Annotated in this window: 20 protein-coding genes; 10 read left to right on the top strand and 10 right to left on the bottom strand. The window is 28.0% G+C overall.

Annotation, left to right across the window (positions count from 1 at the left end):
* Positions 1 to 5 precede the first annotated feature (5 nt).
* Positions 6 to 287, top strand: coding sequence for a DUF5750 family protein (locus ON24_RS00220; RefSeq protein ID WP_040681553.1), 282 nt, complete (start codon positions 6 to 8; stop codon positions 285 to 287).
* A gap of 326 nt (positions 288 to 613) precedes the next feature.
* On the opposite strand, the gene nadA is transcribed toward ON24_RS00220, so the two are convergent.
* The 3 genes from nadA to rnz form a co-directional block, all read right to left on the bottom strand.
* Entirely contained in the window at positions 614 to 1,528 is a 915-nt protein-coding gene (gene nadA / locus ON24_RS00225) for a quinolinate synthase NadA (RefSeq protein WP_040681537.1), read from the bottom strand.
* A 231-nt stretch (positions 1,529 to 1,759) separates the two neighbouring features.
* On the bottom strand, positions 1,760 to 2,554 hold the full coding sequence (locus tag ON24_RS00230) for a mechanosensitive ion channel family protein (protein WP_016358943.1): 795 nt from the start codon (positions 2,552 to 2,554) through the stop codon (positions 1,760 to 1,762).
* Positions 2,555 to 2,712: 158 nt separating this feature from the next.
* A complete protein-coding gene (gene rnz, locus ON24_RS00235; protein ID WP_016358942.1) occupies positions 2,713 to 3,606 on the bottom strand; it encodes a ribonuclease Z in 894 nt (297 codons plus the stop codon).
* A gap of 226 nt (positions 3,607 to 3,832) precedes the next feature.
* Here rnz and nadC point away from each other — a divergent pair, with 226 nt between their 5' ends.
* The 3 genes from nadC (at position 3,833) to ON24_RS00250 (ending at position 5,848) form a co-directional block, all read left to right on the top strand.
* Positions 3,833 to 4,675: a carboxylating nicotinate-nucleotide diphosphorylase gene (gene nadC, locus ON24_RS00240; protein WP_040681538.1), complete on the top strand. Its 843-nt coding sequence runs from the start codon at positions 3,833 to 3,835 to the stop codon at positions 4,673 to 4,675.
* An 18-nt stretch (positions 4,676 to 4,693) separates the two neighbouring features.
* Positions 4,694 to 5,017, top strand: coding sequence for a DMT family transporter (locus ON24_RS00245; protein ID WP_040681539.1), 324 nt, complete (start codon positions 4,694 to 4,696; stop codon positions 5,015 to 5,017).
* Positions 5,018 to 5,353: 336 nt separating this feature from the next.
* Positions 5,354 to 5,848 carry a hypothetical protein gene (locus tag ON24_RS00250; RefSeq protein WP_016358939.1) on the top strand — a complete coding sequence of 165 codons (495 nt, stop codon included), beginning with the start codon at positions 5,354 to 5,356 and terminating at the stop codon, positions 5,846 to 5,848.
* Between the two features lie 444 nt (positions 5,849 to 6,292).
* Here ON24_RS00250 and ON24_RS00255 read toward each other — a convergent pair whose 3' ends face one another.
* The gene (locus ON24_RS00255; protein WP_040681540.1) at positions 6,293 to 6,877 is read right to left on the bottom strand and encodes a ZPR1 zinc finger domain-containing protein; all 585 of its coding nucleotides are present in this window, start codon (positions 6,875 to 6,877) and stop codon (positions 6,293 to 6,295) included.
* Between the two features lie 235 nt (positions 6,878 to 7,112).
* Between ON24_RS00255 and ON24_RS00260 the strand changes: the two genes are divergently transcribed.
* Both ON24_RS00260 and ON24_RS09060 read left to right on the top strand, forming a co-directional pair.
* The gene (locus tag ON24_RS00260) at positions 7,113 to 8,162 is read left to right on the top strand and encodes a DUF1611 domain-containing protein (RefSeq protein ID WP_040681541.1); all 1,050 of its coding nucleotides are present in this window, start codon (positions 7,113 to 7,115) and stop codon (positions 8,160 to 8,162) included.
* A gap of 3 nt (positions 8,163 to 8,165) precedes the next feature.
* A complete protein-coding gene (locus tag ON24_RS09060; RefSeq protein WP_016358936.1) occupies positions 8,166 to 8,636 on the top strand; it encodes a cell division protein SepF in 471 nt (156 codons plus the stop codon).
* 325 nt (positions 8,637 to 8,961) lie between these two features.
* On the opposite strand, the gene ON24_RS00270 is transcribed toward ON24_RS09060, so the two are convergent.
* Positions 8,962 to 9,717: a TatD family hydrolase gene (locus ON24_RS00270; protein ID WP_016358935.1), complete on the bottom strand. Its 756-nt coding sequence runs from the start codon at positions 9,715 to 9,717 to the stop codon at positions 8,962 to 8,964.
* A gap of 751 nt (positions 9,718 to 10,468) precedes the next feature.
* Between ON24_RS00270 and ON24_RS00275 the strand changes: the two genes are divergently transcribed.
* Entirely contained in the window at positions 10,469 to 11,329 is an 861-nt protein-coding gene (locus ON24_RS00275) for a transcriptional regulator FilR1 domain-containing protein (RefSeq protein ID WP_040681542.1), read from the top strand.
* A gap of 35 nt (positions 11,330 to 11,364) precedes the next feature.
* A complete protein-coding gene (locus ON24_RS00280) occupies positions 11,365 to 12,186 on the top strand; it encodes a helix-turn-helix transcriptional regulator (protein ID WP_040681543.1) in 822 nt (273 codons plus the stop codon).
* A gap of 264 nt (positions 12,187 to 12,450) precedes the next feature.
* Here the strand turns inward: ON24_RS00280 and ON24_RS00285 are convergent, their stop codons facing one another.
* The 5 genes from ON24_RS00285 to ON24_RS00305 form a co-directional block, all read right to left on the bottom strand.
* Complete coding sequence (locus tag ON24_RS00285) at positions 12,451 to 12,843, bottom strand: pyridoxamine 5'-phosphate oxidase family protein (protein ID WP_040681544.1); 393 nt, start codon at positions 12,841 to 12,843, stop codon at positions 12,451 to 12,453.
* Positions 12,844 to 13,480: 637 nt separating this feature from the next.
* Entirely contained in the window at positions 13,481 to 14,344 is an 864-nt protein-coding gene (locus tag ON24_RS00290; RefSeq protein WP_040681545.1) for an SIR2 family NAD-dependent protein deacylase, read from the bottom strand.
* Between the two features lie 90 nt (positions 14,345 to 14,434).
* Positions 14,435 to 15,223: a protein-ADP-ribose hydrolase gene (locus ON24_RS00295; RefSeq protein ID WP_040681546.1), complete on the bottom strand. Its 789-nt coding sequence runs from the start codon at positions 15,221 to 15,223 to the stop codon at positions 14,435 to 14,437.
* Between the two features lie 155 nt (positions 15,224 to 15,378).
* Entirely contained in the window at positions 15,379 to 16,008 is a 630-nt protein-coding gene (gene upp, locus ON24_RS00300) for a uracil phosphoribosyltransferase (protein WP_040681547.1), read from the bottom strand.
* A gap of 101 nt (positions 16,009 to 16,109) precedes the next feature.
* Positions 16,110 to 16,628 carry a hypothetical protein gene (locus ON24_RS00305; protein ID WP_040681548.1) on the bottom strand — a complete coding sequence of 173 codons (519 nt, stop codon included), beginning with the start codon at positions 16,626 to 16,628 and terminating at the stop codon, positions 16,110 to 16,112.
* A 448-nt stretch (positions 16,629 to 17,076) separates the two neighbouring features.
* Here ON24_RS00305 and dusB point away from each other — a divergent pair, with 448 nt between their 5' ends.
* Both dusB and ON24_RS08880 read left to right on the top strand, forming a co-directional pair.
* Positions 17,077 to 18,066 carry a tRNA dihydrouridine synthase DusB gene (gene dusB / locus ON24_RS00310; RefSeq protein WP_040681549.1) on the top strand — a complete coding sequence of 330 codons (990 nt, stop codon included), beginning with the start codon at positions 17,077 to 17,079 and terminating at the stop codon, positions 18,064 to 18,066.
* Positions 18,067 to 18,178: 112 nt separating this feature from the next.
* The gene (locus tag ON24_RS08880; protein ID WP_050553503.1) at positions 18,179 to 18,874 is read left to right on the top strand and encodes a DUF4013 domain-containing protein; all 696 of its coding nucleotides are present in this window, start codon (positions 18,179 to 18,181) and stop codon (positions 18,872 to 18,874) included.
* Positions 18,875 to 18,938 lie beyond the last annotated feature (64 nt).

Below are 18,938 nucleotides of genomic sequence, written 5' to 3' on the forward strand. Positions count from 1 at the left end.
TTATGATGGCTGTAAATATTACAAACTATGGTACTTTAGAAAAAAATAGGAACTTTATAGTTTATACGGTATCCAATCTTGATGATAGGTCTTTAAAATATTTGTCTGAAAATCTGGAAGATGAACATACTGTTGAAGATGGTAAATTGGTTATCACCATGTATTTTACAGATAAGTACTATCCTTTTATTTCTGATTTGGCTCACTATCGTTTCGATGATTTTAAAGCCCGTGAAGAAATAGAGATGCTTGTATATCTTTCAGGATTTCTTGAGGATATCCTATAAAAATAGCTATTTTGATTTTTCCATAAGAAACTTATATCTTTTTAAAAATTCTTATTGCTAAAATTAGTATCTTGATTAAAGAAATATTATCAATTATTGTTTCTATCATATTGTATAAATATTTAGAAATAGTAGAGTATTAGAAAAGGGGGTGAATATCTAATTATTTAAAAAAAGTTTAAATATGCACTCTACTATTTTCAATAAATATTGGGCTAGTTAATATAAGCCCTTTATTAATATATCTTTTTTACTATTTAAAACTAGTATCTGAAATTTTATTTTGAAACTAAATAAAAAGATGTAAAAATAATCTTTAAATGGGATTATTTGGAAGCTTCTAACATCCTTTCAACAGATTTTCTACATTTTTCGGCTAATTCGTCACTTAACTTAATTTCAGGTTCCTCATTTTCAAGACACTCTTTAATCAATTTAAGTGTGTGTAATTTCATAGTTCCACATACGGCATCCTCACGTAAAGGATAATATTCCTTATCCGGAACTTCAAGTTCAAGTCTTGATATCATGTCTACTTCTGTACCAAGTACAAATACACCGTCATTTTCTTTAACGTGTTTCATCATTCCACCGGTACTTAATACATAATCTGCGGCATCTTGAACCTCTTTATTACATTCCGGATGAACAATAATCTGTGCATCAGGGTATTTTTCTCTTGCCTTTTCAATGTCTTCTATTGTAAACATCTTATGGACAAAACAGTGTCCGTCTCCTGGAATAGGTATGATCTTTTTGTCGGTAAACTGTTCTGTATATTTTGCAAGATTTGTATCTGGTCCAAATAGTACGGTGTCCTCATCAATTGTGTTTATAACCTTCTTAGCATTTCCGGATGTTACAAGAATATCACTTTCAGCTTTTGCATCTGCTGTACTGTTTACATATAATGCTACAGCAGCATCGGGATATTGTTTTTTAGCTTCCCTTATCTGATCTGCAGATAACATATTTGCCATTGGACAGTCTGCCTCGGCATTTGGAATTAAAATCTTTTTATTGGGATTTAATATATGGGCTGTTTCTGCCATAAAGTCCACACCACAGAAAACGACAATATCCTTGTCTTCAATCTGGCTTGCTTTTTGACACAACTCTAAGGAGTCTCCAATAAAATCTGCAATTTCCTGAACTTTCTTTTTTTGATAGTTGTGTGCAAGTATTATTGCATTTTTCTCTTCTTTTAATTCTATTATCTCTTTTTGTAAGTCATTTAACATTCTTCATCACTTGAATTTTTTTGATTTTTACATCTCTTTATTAAAAAATAATATTTTTTTAAACTATTAATTTTTATTGTATTTAGTGGTTTATATACTTAATTGATTTATAGTATAGTATAAAATTTTGAAAATTTTTAAAAACAGCTAAAAATCTTTTATTTTAGATTTAAAGTAAAAATAGGAATTTTCAAAAATTTTGAAAATTCAGATTATAAAAAAATTTTAATTTTATTGTATTTTGTCTGGTTTCGGATTATCTTTGTTGGCCATTTCATTTAACACTTTTCTTGCAGTGTTTGCAATAATCAATCGATATTTTTCCATATTTTCCTTATCGGTAATTTCAATTGATAATTTTCCATTAACCCCAAATTCATTAATATCTAAAACGACCAGCTTATTATTTTTTTTATTCAATACAAAATCAAACTTCTCACATTCCCTGATAACTTTCCTCTCAAAGTCCTCAGTATCAATGGAATGATTTATTAGAATTGGTAATGTGAGCTTTACAGTATGTTCATTAGTATTGTTTTTATATACCTTTGAACTTAACAGGGAGTTTGGAACAGTTACCACCACATTATCGGCAGTTAGAAGCGTAAGTTTTCTAAAGGTAATGTCTGTTACAACACCTTTAACATTTTCAACCACAATCTCATCTCCAACCTTAATGGTTTTATCCGTTACAAGGAACATACCGCTCATAAAGTTAGAAATGATATCCTTTGCCGCAAAACCTATTATAATACCTACAATTCCAATACTTACTAATATTCCTTGAACGTTAATCCCATAAATATCTAAGATAAGTATTATCGCCACAAAGTAAATAATGTACTGTAATAAATCCCTTATGAGATAAGGTAAAGTCATGTCGATTTCGGTTTTTCTTTTAAGATGTTTTAATGTATAAGTAATTAATCTTAAAAGAACTGTGGAGAATATGATTATTATGATAACAAAAAACACTTTTTCATATGCATTTTGGGGATTTGTTATCATTGTAATTATATTCAACATTGTAGCACCTTTATCGATTTTTATAAAAATAATATACTATTAAGTTTATTGAAACTCTTAATATTTAACTTATTTTCCTATTATCTAATTTCAATATTTAATCTCTAATTTAGATTTCAGGTCCTGGGCTATTTCAGTATCAGTTTCTAGTTTCTAATTTAAATTTCAATGGTCATAAAGTCATGGGCTATTTCAGTATTTTTAAAAACTTCCTGGGCCTCTTTTAGATGTGGCTTTAAATTCGTATAGCGATTACTAAAGTGGGTTATAATCAATTTTTCCACATTTGCCTCTTTTGCAATCTTTGCAGCTTCAAGTGCTGTTGAATGACCATTTTCAATAGCTTTATCTTTATCTGTTTCAATAAACGTTCCTTCATGAATAAGAAGTGAGCTGTCTTTGGCTAGCTTAACCATGTTTTTACAGGGTCTTGTATCACCGGAGTAAGTTAATTTCTTACCTTTACGTGGCGGACCTAAAACTTGTTCGGGTTTTATGATCTTTCCATTAACCTCTATGGTTTCTCCATTGTGTAGGCGTCCGAAATCAGGTCCGACCTCAACTCCAAGTTCAATGGCCTTTTCCCTTAAAAATCTAGGTTTTTTCTTCTCTTCAATGGAATAGGAATAATTCACTTGGTTATGCTTTGTTTTTATTGTTTTGATTATGTACTCCTCTGTTTCGATTAATGTTCCTTCCTCAACCTCAATAATATTAACCTCATAATTTACAGGATTAATGCCATTGTTAAACAGACAATTTTTAATTTTTAGAAGTCCCTTAGGTCCATAGATATATAATGGTTTTTCCCTTCCCCTGAATCCCATGGATTGTATAAGTCCCGGAAGACCTAAAATATGATCTCCATGGAGATGGCTTATAAAAATCTTATCTATTTTCATAGGTGAGATGTTTGTAAAGTTTAATTGTCTTTGAGTTCCTTCACCACAATCGAATAGGAATGTTTCACCGAATCCTTTAACAGCTATTGATGTATGGTTTCTATTTTTTGAAGGAATTGCAGAAGCTGTTCCTAAAAACGTTATTTCCATTTTATCCCTTTTAAAAAATCTGAAATTTTATAAAGATATTGTGTTCTTAAATTTTAGAAGGTTCTATACATCTTAAAATAGTTTATTTTATTAGTAAACCTTTAAATTCTAAAATCTATACTCTTGTTTATAAAATTATTAGTATATGTTAGTATAATATATATTTGTATAAAATAATATTTTTTTCTAATATTGATGGATTTTTATAAATTAAAATCGTGATTATATGGATAGATTTATTGAAGATATGTTAAAAGAGGATAAAGGTTTTGGAGATATTACCTCTGAAGCATTAATACCAAAAGATCAAGAAATTTATGCAATTATTGTATCTAAAGATGTAGGTGTAGCTGCAGGAATGGATATTGTTGAGGAGATGTTTCTTGAGGAAGGAATCAAAACAGTTAAATTAGTTGAAGACGGAAATCTAATTGAAAAGGGAGATATATTATTTAAATTAAAAGGTAATGCCCGTAAAATACTGCTTCTTGAGAGAACAGCATTGAATATTACAATGAGGATGTCTGGTGTTGCAACAGCTACTAATGACATTTGTAGAAAGGTACATGATGTGAATCCTAATCTCCGTATTGCAGGAACACGTAAGACATCTCCGGGTTTTTCGGTATTTGATAAGGAGGCTATAACTATTGGTGGGGGAGATTCCCATCGTTATGGCCTGGACGATATGGTTTTAATTAAGGATAACCATATTGCAGCTGTTGGATCTGTTGAGGAGGCTTTAAAAAGAGCATTAGATAATGTCAGTTTCTCTAAAAAAATAGAGATTGAAGTCGAAACTATTGAGGATGCAATAAATGTTGCTGGTTTGGGTGCGGATATTATAATGCTCGATAACTTCTATCCAGATAAGGCTCAGGAGTGTATCGAAAAATTAGAAGAACTCGATTTAAGGGACAATGTTTTAATTGAAATCTCCGGTGGAATTACATCAGATAATATTATGGATTATGCAAAGCTCAATATAGATATTATATCATTAGGTGCATTAACCCACTCTACACGAAGCTTGGATTATAGTTTAAAGGTTGTAAAATCTTTAGATTAATTTTAATTGAGGTATATTATGAATCCATGGATCTACTTATGTATAGCGGGAATTTTTGAAATGTTGTGGGCTGTTTCATTAAAGCTTTCAGATAGTTTTACTAAGATTGTTCCCACAATCGGATTTATCATTGCATTGATTCTAAGCATGCTGTTTTTATCATTTTCTTACAGGTCTATTCCAATGGGTACAGCATATGCATGTTGGACCGCAATTGGTGCTGTAAGTATATGTATTGTTGGAATGATTTTCTTTAATGAACCTAGGGATCTGATTAGAATATTCTTTTTATCTCTTGTAATAGTTGGAATTGTAGGTTTAAAACTTACTACTCCCTCTTAAAACATTTTCTGCTATTTCTATACATATTTTTTAATCACTATTTTTTTTATTAAAACTGTAATTGTTTCTCATTTTTCAATGATTTTATAAAAGTTAAATATCAAAATTCTATACTTTTCATTATATTAATTTCGGCTATAATAATTTTAATATGTGATAATATATCTATAAAAATAATGATATTTTCTTTTAAATAAACATTATATTTATATATTATTTTAAACATAATTTAATAGTAGATATTGGTAAGATTAACTTTTACTTGAATTTTTTAGTGAAGTTTTCTTATTTTCAATATAGTATTTTTTATTTTAAAAAATTTTTAGGAGTCTAAATATGGCTGAAGATTTTGATGAAAATGAATTTAATGGTGAAGAAAACATTGAAACTGAGGAAGTTAATGAAACAGTTGTGGATGCAGGAGTTGATTCTGAAGAAGAAGAGGATGAATCTTTACCATTTGCTAAAGCTGAAGTTGTTCGTTTAATGAAAGAAAACCTTGATGATGACAAAATGATTAAGGAAAGGGTTAAAGTAGAAATGAACAAATTTTTAGGCGACATTCTTAAAAATGTATGTGTACAATTAAATGAATATCCATATACCACTATTCAATATGAAATGTTAAAAGAATGTATTTACCCATACACTAATGTCAAAAGAATTAATCAAGAAAAACAAAGAATTCTATTACATCTCGATGCAATCAAAGCAGATTGTGATGCATTATCCATGGATGTAAAAAGAACCTTTAAAATAAAAGATACTCCTGAGGAAGAGGAAAACTTAAGTGTCTTTGGGGAAGATGACAGTGAATTTAATGAAGAATAATTAAATTCATTTTATCTTTTTTTATTTTAAACCAACTATTAATTTTTAAACGATTAATTCTATTTTTTATTAATTTATTATTATTTAAATAATTTTTTTTATTTTAAACCAACTATCATTCGATATTAATCTTATTTTTATATTTTAATTCTTGTTTTTGAATTGATAAATCAATTGGAATCTATTTTTACCGTTGTTTTTTTTAATCCTATTGAATCTAGCTGATTATTAATTTTAAAAGAAGTATTGTATTTAAAAGTCAATTAATAGCATTGGTTTTTCGGTATATATAAAAAAATACTTTGAAAATCAGTTAAAAGGAATTTAATTTGCTGTTTAATATTGGTATTAAAAAAAGTAATTTAAATAGTCAAAGGGAATTTAACTATTTACTATTATATTGAAAAAAATTTTAATTGGAATTGGTAGGAACGATAAGGAAGATTAATCCTCCTTATCTATGTCATCTTTATCTAATATTGTAAAACCTGTTGTAAGGTTTTCAAGCTCCTCTTCAGTTAAGGGAACTGTTTCGGCTTTAAGATCAGCTATTTTACTTTGACCATATGGGTCTTGTATAATCAAAGTACCCTCAACCTCACCTTCTAAAATATTGTCTAAGAAATTTCTGGTTGTTTCAATATTTTTAATTGATTCCTCATCATCGTAAAGTGCTTTTGCTCTTTGTGTTGCACTTATAAATCGTGTAATAACTCCTTCAACATTGGATACATATCCTTGTGATTTTGGGCCGGGTTCTACTTTTATTCCTGCCTCAGGTATTGAAACAGTGGAAGTTTGTGATCTTACTACCCTGGAATCCAGGTTGTCTTTACTTATCTTTAGTATGTGTTTTGCAGGATCATTTTTCTCAACAGACATTACATCGCTATGTTTAAATCCACAGTGTTCGCATTGAATTGAGCTTTCTACAACTTCTCCAAAGTAGGGGATGTTTGTAGTATCAATCTTGGATATGGCTCCATTTTTCACACCACAAACTGGACAATCAATTCTCATTTCAGCCATGTAATCACCTCATTAAAATTTGAATTTAATTTTTTTTAAGATTAATTTTTGTTTATTTTTTAGATAATGTATTTGCTAATATATAAACATATGATTATATAATAATATTTAATAATAATAAAATAAATAAATTTACTCAGTAAGAATTATAATCTAATTTTATACATATTTTGTATATAAATTTATTTTTATTGTAATTATCTTAGATTTTATAAAATATTTTAGGAGTGGTACATTGTTTTCTATAGCTTCAGTTAAAGAAATTCAAAACTTAAATCCATTTATAGTTGTTGGATGTGGAGGGGGAGGTGAAAAATTCTCCAATCTTGAAGGTGTTGAAACAGTAGGATTTATTGATGATGATGTAAATAAACAAGGTACAGAATTTATGGGCTTTACAGTGGCAGATTCTTTAGATGCTGCATTGAAACAAGATAATTCAGCTAAAAGTATAGCTATCATGTTACCTATTGGTGCTGAAGGTTCTGCACTTAAATATGCAGTACAGGCTATTGATGCAGGCTTGAATGTTATCTGTTCATTTAGATCATTATCTGTTCAAGATAATATTTCATTAGTTAAATTTGCAAATTCTAAAGGGGTAGTAATTAAGGAAATTAATTCCAGATTGGATGTTGTTAAAAAAATAATGGGGGTAGCTCCTGAGAGAGCTACTGAAGTTTTACCTAAAATCTCTTATGCTCCTAAGGCTAAAGTCGTACTGGTTGGAGGAACTTCCCAGGAATGTGGTAAAAGAACCACTACCAGACTTTTAGGTCAGGAAGCTAGAAATAGGGGTATGAAGGTAGGAATTATTTCAACAGATGAAATGGGATTAGAACCACCTACAGATTTTAATTTTAGAGCAGGTAGTCTATCTGTTATGGATGTTCCTGCTGCTGTATTAGGTGCAATTAAATATATTGATGAGAGGGATAATCCTGAGATTATTTTTGTGGAAAGTCAATCTAGTTTAACTGAAGACGGAAACCCACACCCAAGAGGTCTATCTGCTTCAATCTTGGTTGGTGCTCATCCGGATGCAGTCATTGTCGGTCACAGACCAAACCATCCATACCGTGAGCCTAGAGGCATTGAAAATGAAATAAGAGCTATTGAAGCTGTTGAACCTACAAAAGTTGTTGGTCTTTCAATCAACCTTAGAAATGCAGACGATTTAAAACTGGAAGATTTTGAAGAGAAGTATAATTTACCTGCTGTAGATATGCGTAATGGTGGCGCTCCTAAATTATTAGATGCAATTTTAGATTATTTTGAGGAATAGAAAATGAGTTTTGTAGATGATTTGAAAAGGAGTTTGGGATTTGAAGGTTCTCAAAATCAGCAAAACAATGTAAGAACCAATCCTAATGATCTTTCTTATGGTGCTAGATCCTCACCACAATATAATTCCGGTAGCAATGGGGTTAATCAATTCTATAATTATACTAACTATAATTCATATGATGATGACTTCTCAATTACACCGGAACAAAGTTTATATGAAATTATTTTAATTAAACCTGAGGATACCGATGATATGGATTATGTTTTCGATCAGGTATGTGAAGAAAATAATCCTGTAATTATTGATCTGTCCAGATTAATTAAAAATAATCGTGGAGACTTTAGAATAGCTGGTGAAATGCTTAAATCACTTAGAAAAGATTATAATGCTCAAGCTATTTTACTTAATAAAAGTTCAGATAAAACTTTAATCCTTATAACTCCGGAAAAAGTTAATGTTGTTAAAAAATAGTTTTTAAAACTTTTTTTAATATTTTAAATTATTTTAAGGATTTTTAATTAATTACCATTCTATTTTTTTCTGTTTTACTTTTTTTATATTCTTTATAAAAACTATTATTTTGTAGAGTTAATTCTCTGTGTTTGTTTTAATGTTTAATTTTTTTAGATATTGTATTTTTAAAATTATTTTATGGTGCTTTTTTTTTTAAAGATTGGCAATATGATTTTACTGACTATACTAAAATATAAAAATAAGTTTTTTTTATGGAATTATTTATTCTACTTGTGCAAGTTTTTTAAAAAAGAGAGTTTTATCTAAAAAGAAAAAAGAAAGATTAAATTTTAAAGAATTTCTCAGCATTCTTATGTGAAACCTTCTTGATATCCTTTTTAGGATATCCTAGTTTTTTAAGTGTTCTGACGGTAAGTGGAACAGATAATGGATTGGAAGGTTTATTACTAATGTCACTATTTAACAAGAATTTTTTAAAGCCATGTTCGTCCAGAATATCAACAGCTTCAGATACTTCCATTTTCTGAGGCTGTACTGTAAGGCCTAATGTAAAATCCTCATCAATCACATCATTAACCACATCTTTATTAACATGATCTATTACAACAAGTTTAGGGTCTATTGTATCTAGAACAATACTTTTGATTTCTTTTAATACCTCTTTTTTATGTTTTCTAGGTGTATGTATGATAACTTTAGTATTTGTCTCATCAGCTATTTTTAATTGATCTATAAAAACCTTGATTTCTTGATCTGTCAAATCCTCAAGACCAATTTCTCCAATTGCGACTATCTGTTTTTTCTCAATATACTTGTATAAATTTTCATAAATTAAATCAGGTTTAATATTTGCATTTGCAGGATGAATACCTAATGCTACCTTAAGATCAAGACCATATTCTGCCGCACGTTTAGTATCATATTTTAAGATTCTTTCAAGATGGTTTAAGTATACCGTTTCATTCATTAATTTATATGGATAGAATGCACAGGTAATTGCTGTATCAATTCCGCTTACATACATCTTTTCAAAATCTTCACTACTTCTTGAATCACAATGTGTGTGAGTATCAATCATATTTACCACTTCAGATAATGATATGTATTTTATAAACTTAAAGCTTTATTTTTTTATATAATTCTTTTAAATTTACTTGTTAGAAAATATTCCTTTTAATTTTAATTGGCGTATTTTGTATAGAATTACTTGAATAATCCTATAATAGACTATCTTATTTTTTATATGTTTTGTTTAAATTTTTTTATAGTTTTTAATCTTTTTTTAGTTTTTAATTATTTAATATAATTTAAATCTCCTCTTTAAATTTAATTATCTCTATATTTTATTGGACTTTATTTGAATATCCTTTTTAAATCATGTGATTTTTTTAAAATAATGCTAATTTTTTTATTCTGTCTAATTGGCTTATTTTTTAATATTTTAAATTTAGATTTATTTTTTATAAAAAATCTTCAATTATATTTTATCTATTGACGTTTTATAATGGTTTATTTCTTATTTTTTAATTTTTCATTGAAAACTTCTAAGAAAATTGCTTATTTAATACTGTTTGATATACATCGAACCATGAAAGTTTTTATAACTTTTAGAAAAAGCTTTATATATTAATTTCTACAACTTTTATTTGATTATTATTAATATCTTTAATAATTATTTTTAAAACACTTTTAATATAATTGCTTAAACATGATTTGTTTTAATAAAATTTCTCAGGTTTAAGAATTTTTTCATTTTTGATATCAAGGGTTTGTTTTATTTTATATGTAATTTTCATTTTTTAATCTAAAAAATTAAGAGGTAAAACGAAATGAAAACATTTAAAAAAACATGTGGTGGATTATTGAAAGATGAATATATTGATAAACTAAATGCTATCTGGGATGAGATTTCAACAATTTCCAATCCTAATAGGATTAAAATTTTATATTTCCTTTTTAATCAAGAAGAGGCTAATGTAAAAGAGATACATGAGAAAGTTAATCTAAGCTATCCGACAATAAGCAATAACTTTAAAGTTTTACTTAAAGAGGAGTATGTTTTTAAACATAAATCCTATTATTATGTTGGCGCAAGTGGAAAGATTAAGTTGCAGCTACTCTTTAAACTAACGGATATTTTTAATATTGCAGATAATTATCAGTATATTTTAGCGAATCATATTGTGGATGATTTTTCAATAGACAATATCTTAAGTTTTAACTATCTAAAAGATTCTAAATTAATGCAAATATCCAGAAAAGATGTTTTTGCAATAGATAAACTATTAATTGATAATATGAAAAACAGTAAGTTTCTCTATTTTATATTCTCAGAACTTAATCTAAGATATGTTGAGATAATTTCCGAATTATTGAGTGAACATATTCCCGTAAAACTGATTATCCCCCAAGAGATTAGGGTTAAATTTATAGATAGTTTTGATAGGGATCTTATTAACAAAGCCTTCATGGATAAAAGATTTTACTTTCTTGCGACATCCGATAAGATTCATTTAAACCTTTTTGTAAATGATTTTATGATGGCTTTCAATTTATTCCATGAAACAGGAATAGTTGATAAGAATAATGTAATCATATCTAACAATGATTTGTCTTTAAAATGGGCTAAATCTGTTTTTAATAATTGTTTTGAAAAGGGTGGAATAAAATACGGCTCATTGGCTGAATGATATTGGTTTTACATTAGATGTTTTAAAGTGATAATATGACTAATTTTAACTTTGATTTAAACATTAAATTAAATAAAATATTAAGATCTCATATTAAATCATTAATATTTCTGGATATTATTGAAGGACCTAAAACAATGAATGATTTGAAAAAACACGGTTTTGGCTCATCTGTTTCTAATGCTTTAAAGTTTTTAGAGGATAATCAGATGATAAGGATAAACAAGGATGGGCTCTATGTTCTATCATCTGAGGGTAAAATTGTGGCTGTAAACTTTATAAATTTTTTAGATTGTTGGCCTAATAGGGATATGGATCTTTTTTGGGATAATCATAGGATAGAACAAATTCCCTTAAATCTTTTTAATGATCTATATCTTTTAAAAGATTCTAAACTACAAAAATATGATAATTTATATCCTGATAAATCCTTTAGAATATATGAGGAACTTGTCTTGAATTCTGATAAACTTGATTCAATACTTTCTATCTGTTCGCCAGAACATATTAAAATACTGTGTGATTTTGTAAAATCCTCTTCTGATTTTAAACTTAATCTAATTATTAACAACGAAATCTTAGAAGAGTTATTATTAAATTACAGGGATTTTCTGAAACTATTAATGGAATCAGATGATGTGAATATTTATATTCCGGAAAGTGACTTCAACTTCTTTTTAAATATCGGAAATAATTTCATGTCATTAAATCTTTTTGATTTTAATTTAAACTGTGATATTGGGAACATGATGTATGGTAAATCTGTAGAAAATATTAGGTGGGCCCGTAAACTATTCAATCATTGTTTGGATAATTCAAAACCATTGGATGAGGTGTTTATCAATAATTTAAAATAGTAAAATAGTTTTATTAGTTTGAATGAGGTGTTTATCAATAATTTAAAATGGTAAAGTGGTTTTATTATTGGCTAAACCAGTTAAATGATTCTATTGTTTAATAGGTATAATAATGAATGGTTTTCTATTAAATTAAATCAGTTAAAAAATATTAAAACTAGTAGATTATTTTATTATTGGTTAAAATATATTAAAAAAAGTTTTATTTTAAGAAATTAGTAGTTTGCTATTAATTTCTTCTTTAAATTTTAAATTTTTTCTATTTTATATTTCGTAGTGTCTTGGTGGGTTTCCTGAGAAGTCTGCTATTGTTGCTTTTCCTGAGAAGGTGAATACTTCGAATGTTGGGTTGTCTGCTGTTTGGTATAATGTTTTCACAAGTTCGTTTGAGTCGATTACTTTCTGTTTTAATTCAAGGTCGTCTATGAATTCTACTTCTCCGCTTACTCTTAACCATTCATATTCTGGGGTTGCTGTTGTAAGTTCGAATTTTGGATCTGCTTGTAATTCTTTGTATACTGGTTTTGTGTTTGCTGTGCAGAAGTATGGTTTGTTGTTTTCTTGGAAGTAGTAGAGTATTGGTCTTACTTTTGCTTCTCCGTCTAATCCTTTAGTTGCTATGTATACAAGTGGGTTTTCTTCTAAAAATTTTAACATAATGATTCACATCCTTTTATCTTAAATCTTTGATCTTAAACATTTAATATTAAATAAAATATTTTTTGTTTAATCTTAATTTCTTTTATTTGCATTTAATTGTATAATTAAACATATATAAAGAATTTTTGTAACTTTTTGGTAACTTGTAATGTTTTTTTACATTATTTAGTATTTGTGTGTTACCTGTTTTGTCTTTTACATATGTTTTACAGTTTGTTATTTGTAATGCCATATATAAAGAGTTTTTGTTACTTTTTGGTAACTTATGTTGTTTAAAACATTAATCATATAGTTATAGGTTAATTATTATCTCTTTTATACATGATTTACAATTTCTTATTTGTATAATTACTTATAAATGGTTTTTGTAACCATCAGGTAATGTAACTGTAAGGTTACCTTAAAAAAACAATTGTTTTTTCCTTTTTGATGATCTGAATTTATGGGAATCTTTAAAAAAAGACGGTATAATTAATATTTGAGTATTGTTTTAAGTGTAGAAATGAGTTTTATCTAACTTATTTTTAAATTAAAGAATTTAAACTTAACTTTAAAATGTTTTAGTTTGAATTCTGTATTCTTCAATCTGTTAAGGTATGAAGAAATAGTATTTTTAAAAATTGAAAAATAAGAATTATATTAAATCAACAATGTCCTTTAACGATTTATTTAAATCATTGTCAATTGATATTCTTTTATTTATTTCACTTGGAATGCGTGCATCCCCCAGATTCATTCTAATTAATGTCATATTTAAATATCTGTAGGAGTATTGTTCGAATGGGAATCTAATTATAGTCGGTGTATTATATCCCACACCTAATTCTAATAATACCGTGTTTTTATCTAATGAATCCTTAATAAATTCCACGTAATTGTTATAGTTTTTATAATTAGGTTCTTCAACAAACCTATTATCACATCTAAGGTTTTGGATTAAAAATTCTCCACAATTAGGACAATAGGGGATATCATCACTACTAATGGTATAGTCATCTACTTTATTTTTTACCATTGATTTGATGTATTTCTCATTGTAGTAAACCTCGTTAGAGCAAGGGATGATACATTGGAACTGGGAATATTGTCCCTGAGGTTCAAATATTTTGTCCTGTGAAAATCCTGCCTTTTCAAGTTGATAATCCACATTTGTTGATATAATGTAATAGTTCTTATCTTTAACTAATTTGTATAAATTGAGATATGGTTCCGTTGCCGGTGTTTTGTACCTTATTTCGTTAATGTGGTGGGACCAGAATCCCCAGTATTTACAGGCGTTCTCTTTATCTATATTCATCCAGAATTTTCCCATAATCTCTACAATGGTTTTATAGCCTAATCTGGCATATTGTGGATAATGTCCTTTAAAAAATTCCTGACTTCCATAGTTTAATCCCCCTGCTGCAGATAATCCTGATCCTACACCTATGACTATATTTTCTGCATCGGAAATTGCGTCATATGCCTTTTTAATATTTTTATTGTAGTTGTTAAACATTTTAGCTCCTTTTAATATTTTTATATTAGTTTGGTATTTTTTAATAAATCGAATTTCTTTTCCTCATTTAATCTATCGAATTTCTTGAATTCAATCTTCAAGTAGTTCTGTATAGATTCTTAGTTGTTCGTCCTCAAAAACATCAAAGATTACCTTTTCAATGCCAGTTTTTGGATTATTTTTCAGATAGGTAGATACAGCTTCATATGCAAGTTTTGCCGCATCTTCTTTTGGAAAATTAAACACTCCTGTTGAAATGTTTGGAAATGCAATTGTTTTTAGATTATATTCATCTGCAACCTTTAAAGAATTGGTGTAACATGATTTCAACTCTTCCTTCTGTTTGTTGTTCGGTTTTGCACCTGGTGCTAAAGCAGGTCCAATGGTATGAATGACATATTTTGCAGGTAAGTTGTATCCCTTGGTTATTTTTGCTTGTCCATTCTTTTCATCATGGCCCTGTTTTACCATGATCTTGTTACAGTCATATCTTAATTGTATTCCTGCCGCAGAGTGTATTATATTGTCAATACAGCTGTGAAGTGGAATAAAACATCCGAGAAGTTTTGAATTACATGCGTTTACAATTGCATCGACTTTTAAAACTGTAATGTCTCCATGAAATATTCCTATTTTGGGATTTCTTTTGGTTTCTTTAATTTCATCTGAGCTAATTAAGTTTTTAGAATTTGTTTCATAACTTAATAACTCGTCTTGAACTTCTAGAAATTCCTTGGATATTGGTCCTGGTAGACGAATATTCATTAAAGATCTTAAAAGTAATCTTTTACTTTGATAATCTTTGGGAATATCTATCTTTTCATCTAACTGTGATATTAATTCATTTAGTAGAAAATCTACTTTCTCTTCTTTATTCATAATGGCCTCTTAAAATTTTATAAATTTTAATTAATAGTTTTAGATATAAAAATAGTTTAGTTACCTTAAGGTAATCGTTTTGTTTTAAAATTAGAAAAAATAGGTAATAATTGATAAATAATTTATATATAAAATGATTTTAAAAAGAATTTTTTTTATTTTGTACCATAGATTCTATCACCGGCGTCTCCAAGACCTGGAAGAATGTATCCCTTATCATTTAAATCCTTATCTATTGCAGCACAAAATATTTCAACATCCGGATGATTTGAATTGATTGTTTCAATTCCTTTAGGTGCTGCAACAATACATAAAAGTTTAATCTTACTTACTCCATCTTCTTTAAGCATACTAATGGCTGCTGATGAACTTCCCCCAGTTGCAAGCATTGGATCTATAATTATAACTTCCCTTTCTGATATTCCTTTCGGCATCTTATAATAATATTTCACTGGTTTTAGTGTTTCCCCGTCACGATAAAGACCTATATGACCTACTTTTGCATTGGGAATAACATTTATCACTCCCTCCAACATGCCCATTCCTGCTCTAAGTATTGGCACAATTGCATAATTATCCTCATTTAGCATGGCAGTTTCCATTTTATCTAAAGGTGTTTCTATTGTGATTTTCTCTAATTCTGCATCACGGGTTGCTTCATATACTAGGAGTGTGGAAATCTCTGTAATCAGTTCCCGGAATTCTTTTGTTCCTGTATTAACACTTCTTAATATACTAAGTTTATGGGTTATTAATGGATGATCTAAAACATTTATATTTTTCATCGAATACCTTCTTATTTGATTCTTATCTATTAAATTACATATTTGCTAGATAAATTATTATTTTTCATAAAAATTAAAAGGTTTCTAAAATCAGAAACCAATTAATTCGTATTTTCCGTATTATTATTTTTAACATATCTAATGCTGCCTAGGATATGTTCAATGATATCCTTATTTTCAGAAATTACTAATAAGTTATCATGTGTAGTTGAATTTCCTACAGAAGCCATATAATAATTATCCTCTTTATTATACCAGATAGAATCATTATTTGCTTTATTTACATATTGTGATTCGTTCTGTGTAATGTCGATTGCTCCGGTTTTGTAGGATTCAAAATATGTGTCATAAACCACGGCCTTAGCAACAGATTCTGCAAGTCCGGAATCATAACTATTGTAGTAAAGAATGGAAACTTTATGTTCTGTATCGTTTAATGCAGTCATATTTTCAATGGTTTTATTGGTTATATTGTTTGATACAGGCATCTCTATGCTACATGTGTCACTTAACTGGACATTATTGTATTCCACATCGTTATTGTAGAATAGGTATAACCCTACAGCTGCAACTATAACAATAAGAATTATTAAAATTCCTATTATACGTTTCTTATTCATATTATTCCCCCCTTTTGTTCTGTTAATTTAATTTTTGTTTTATATCTATTTAAATTTTAAATTTTTTTAAATAATTCAATACTATTTATAATTATATTTATTTTAGGTAGGTTATCATCTAATAAAATCATGTTTTATATTATTTTTTGTTTAAATAAAAATTAAATACTAAAATCAATAAAGTATCCTATATATTTTAAAAAGGGAAAAAGACAGATATAATAGATAACTTTGGTGGGAATACTGTTTTTAAAGTAATCTTATGAGATTAAAATTAAGTTAAGGAAAAAATAATTTAAAAAATCTCATAAAAAGAATTGAATTAATAATGGATGTTTTAGATAAATTTATTAAAATTTATAGTTATATTAATTTAATAAAATCCTTTAAATTTTAAAAGTGATTTTAATTTAACTAATATTGGTTTAGAAAAAACTTATGTGGTTTTATGAAGTGGAAAATCTCTAATCTTGAATTGGATAATCAGGTTGTACTAGCTCCCATGTCTGGCGAATGTGATTTTGCATTTAGATCTATTGTTAAATCAATGGGCTGTGGACTTATAGGAACTGAAATGATTTCCACAATTGCAATTAAATATGCAAATCATAGGACCCATGAAATGTTATATATGACTGACTATGAAAGGCCTATCTCTGTACAACTCTTTGGACCAGATCCAGAATCATTTAGGATAGCATCAGAATATGTATGTGAAAATGTAAATCCCGAAATCATTGATATTAATATGGGATGTCCTGTTAAAAAGGTTGCAATTACCTCTAATTCAGGAAGTTCATTACTTAGAGATCCTGAAAGGGCATATGACATAGTTAAAACAGTTGTGGAAACGGTTGATATTCCGGTTACTGTAAAGATAAGAAGTGGTTGGGATGAAAATAATATTAATGCAGTTGAAATAGCTAAAATTGTTGAGGATGCAGGTGCATCTGCAGTTACTGTCCATCCACGTACAAGGGCTCAAGGATATGCCGGCAAAGCAGACTGGTCTATAATTAAAGATGTAAAAGATGAATTGTCCATACCTGTTATTGGTAATGGTGATATTAAGTCATGCTATGATGCTAAGAGAATGATTGATGAAACAGATTGCGATGCTATAATGATTGGTAGGGGAGCACTTGGAAACCCCTGGTTAATTAGGGAATGTGTTGATTACTTGGATAGTGGAATGGAACCTAAGGACGTAAGTGTTAAAGAGAAAATCAATGTTATAAAAGAACATGTTAATCTTTTCCTTGAAAATAAGGATGAGAATTTGGCTATCAGAAAGATTAGAAATCCTGTGTCACATTATATCAAACGTTTTCCTAAAAGCCGTGAAACATTATTAAAATTATTTAAGGTTAATACTAAGGAAGAGCTATTCAATTTATTGGATGATTATTATATATACTATAGTTCCTTCGCTGATTAATGGGGAGTAATATCTGTATATTGATGATGGGATATATTATTATAGAATCTTTTTATTGCCTGAATTTTTAATTTGTTGTATTGTGAAATTTATTTTTAAAAAATGATGATTTATGGATAGGTTTATAGATTTATTTAAGAATAGTCTTAGATATGCTGTTTCTGATTGGAAAGCTATTTTTATTTTGGGTGTTTTTCTTTATATTATTTCATATTTGGAAGATACTGTTTTTAAAAGTAGTGACATTCAAAACTTAAGTGGGTTAATTTTTATTGTCATTTTATTTGCTTTTTCCTTGATTGAATCCGGTTACTCTTGTAAGATTCTTGAGGAGACAGTAGACGGATCTGAAAAGCCACCCATTTTCGCTAATTATTTGGATCTAATTCGTCATGGCTTAAAAGATGAACTTGTTGTTCTTTTTTACATGATAATAATTGGAGTTATATTGTTCTTTTGTTTTGAATTAGAATTTTATAAATATGATTTCTTTGTTAGGGCAATGGGTTTGTTTTTTGTAGGCCTTATCTATTTAACAATGTTGGGCGGTCTTCTTAATTTGGCACATCACCATGGCAATTTTAAAAGTGGATTTGCTTTTAGGGAGATATTGGACTTACTTGATAAAATTGGAATATGTAAATTAGTAATGGTTTACTCTTTCATTGTTCTATCAGAATTTTTAATATATAGATTTATCTTTGTTGATGTTTCTAGTAATGGAATAGTCTCATTTATTGTAAATTTTTTAATTATTCCATTCTTTGTGATATTCTCTAAAAGACTGTTTGCACTTTCAAGTTTATAGCTTCTTTAAGTAATATGAAGCTATTTGTTCTTTTTTTTATTTTTTTTTTTTAAATTTAAATTAT

The sequence above is a fragment of the Methanobrevibacter boviskoreani JH1 genome (genome assembly GCF_000320505.1).
GTDB lineage: Archaea > Methanobacteriota > Methanobacteria > Methanobacteriales > Methanobacteriaceae > Methanarmilla > Methanarmilla boviskoreani.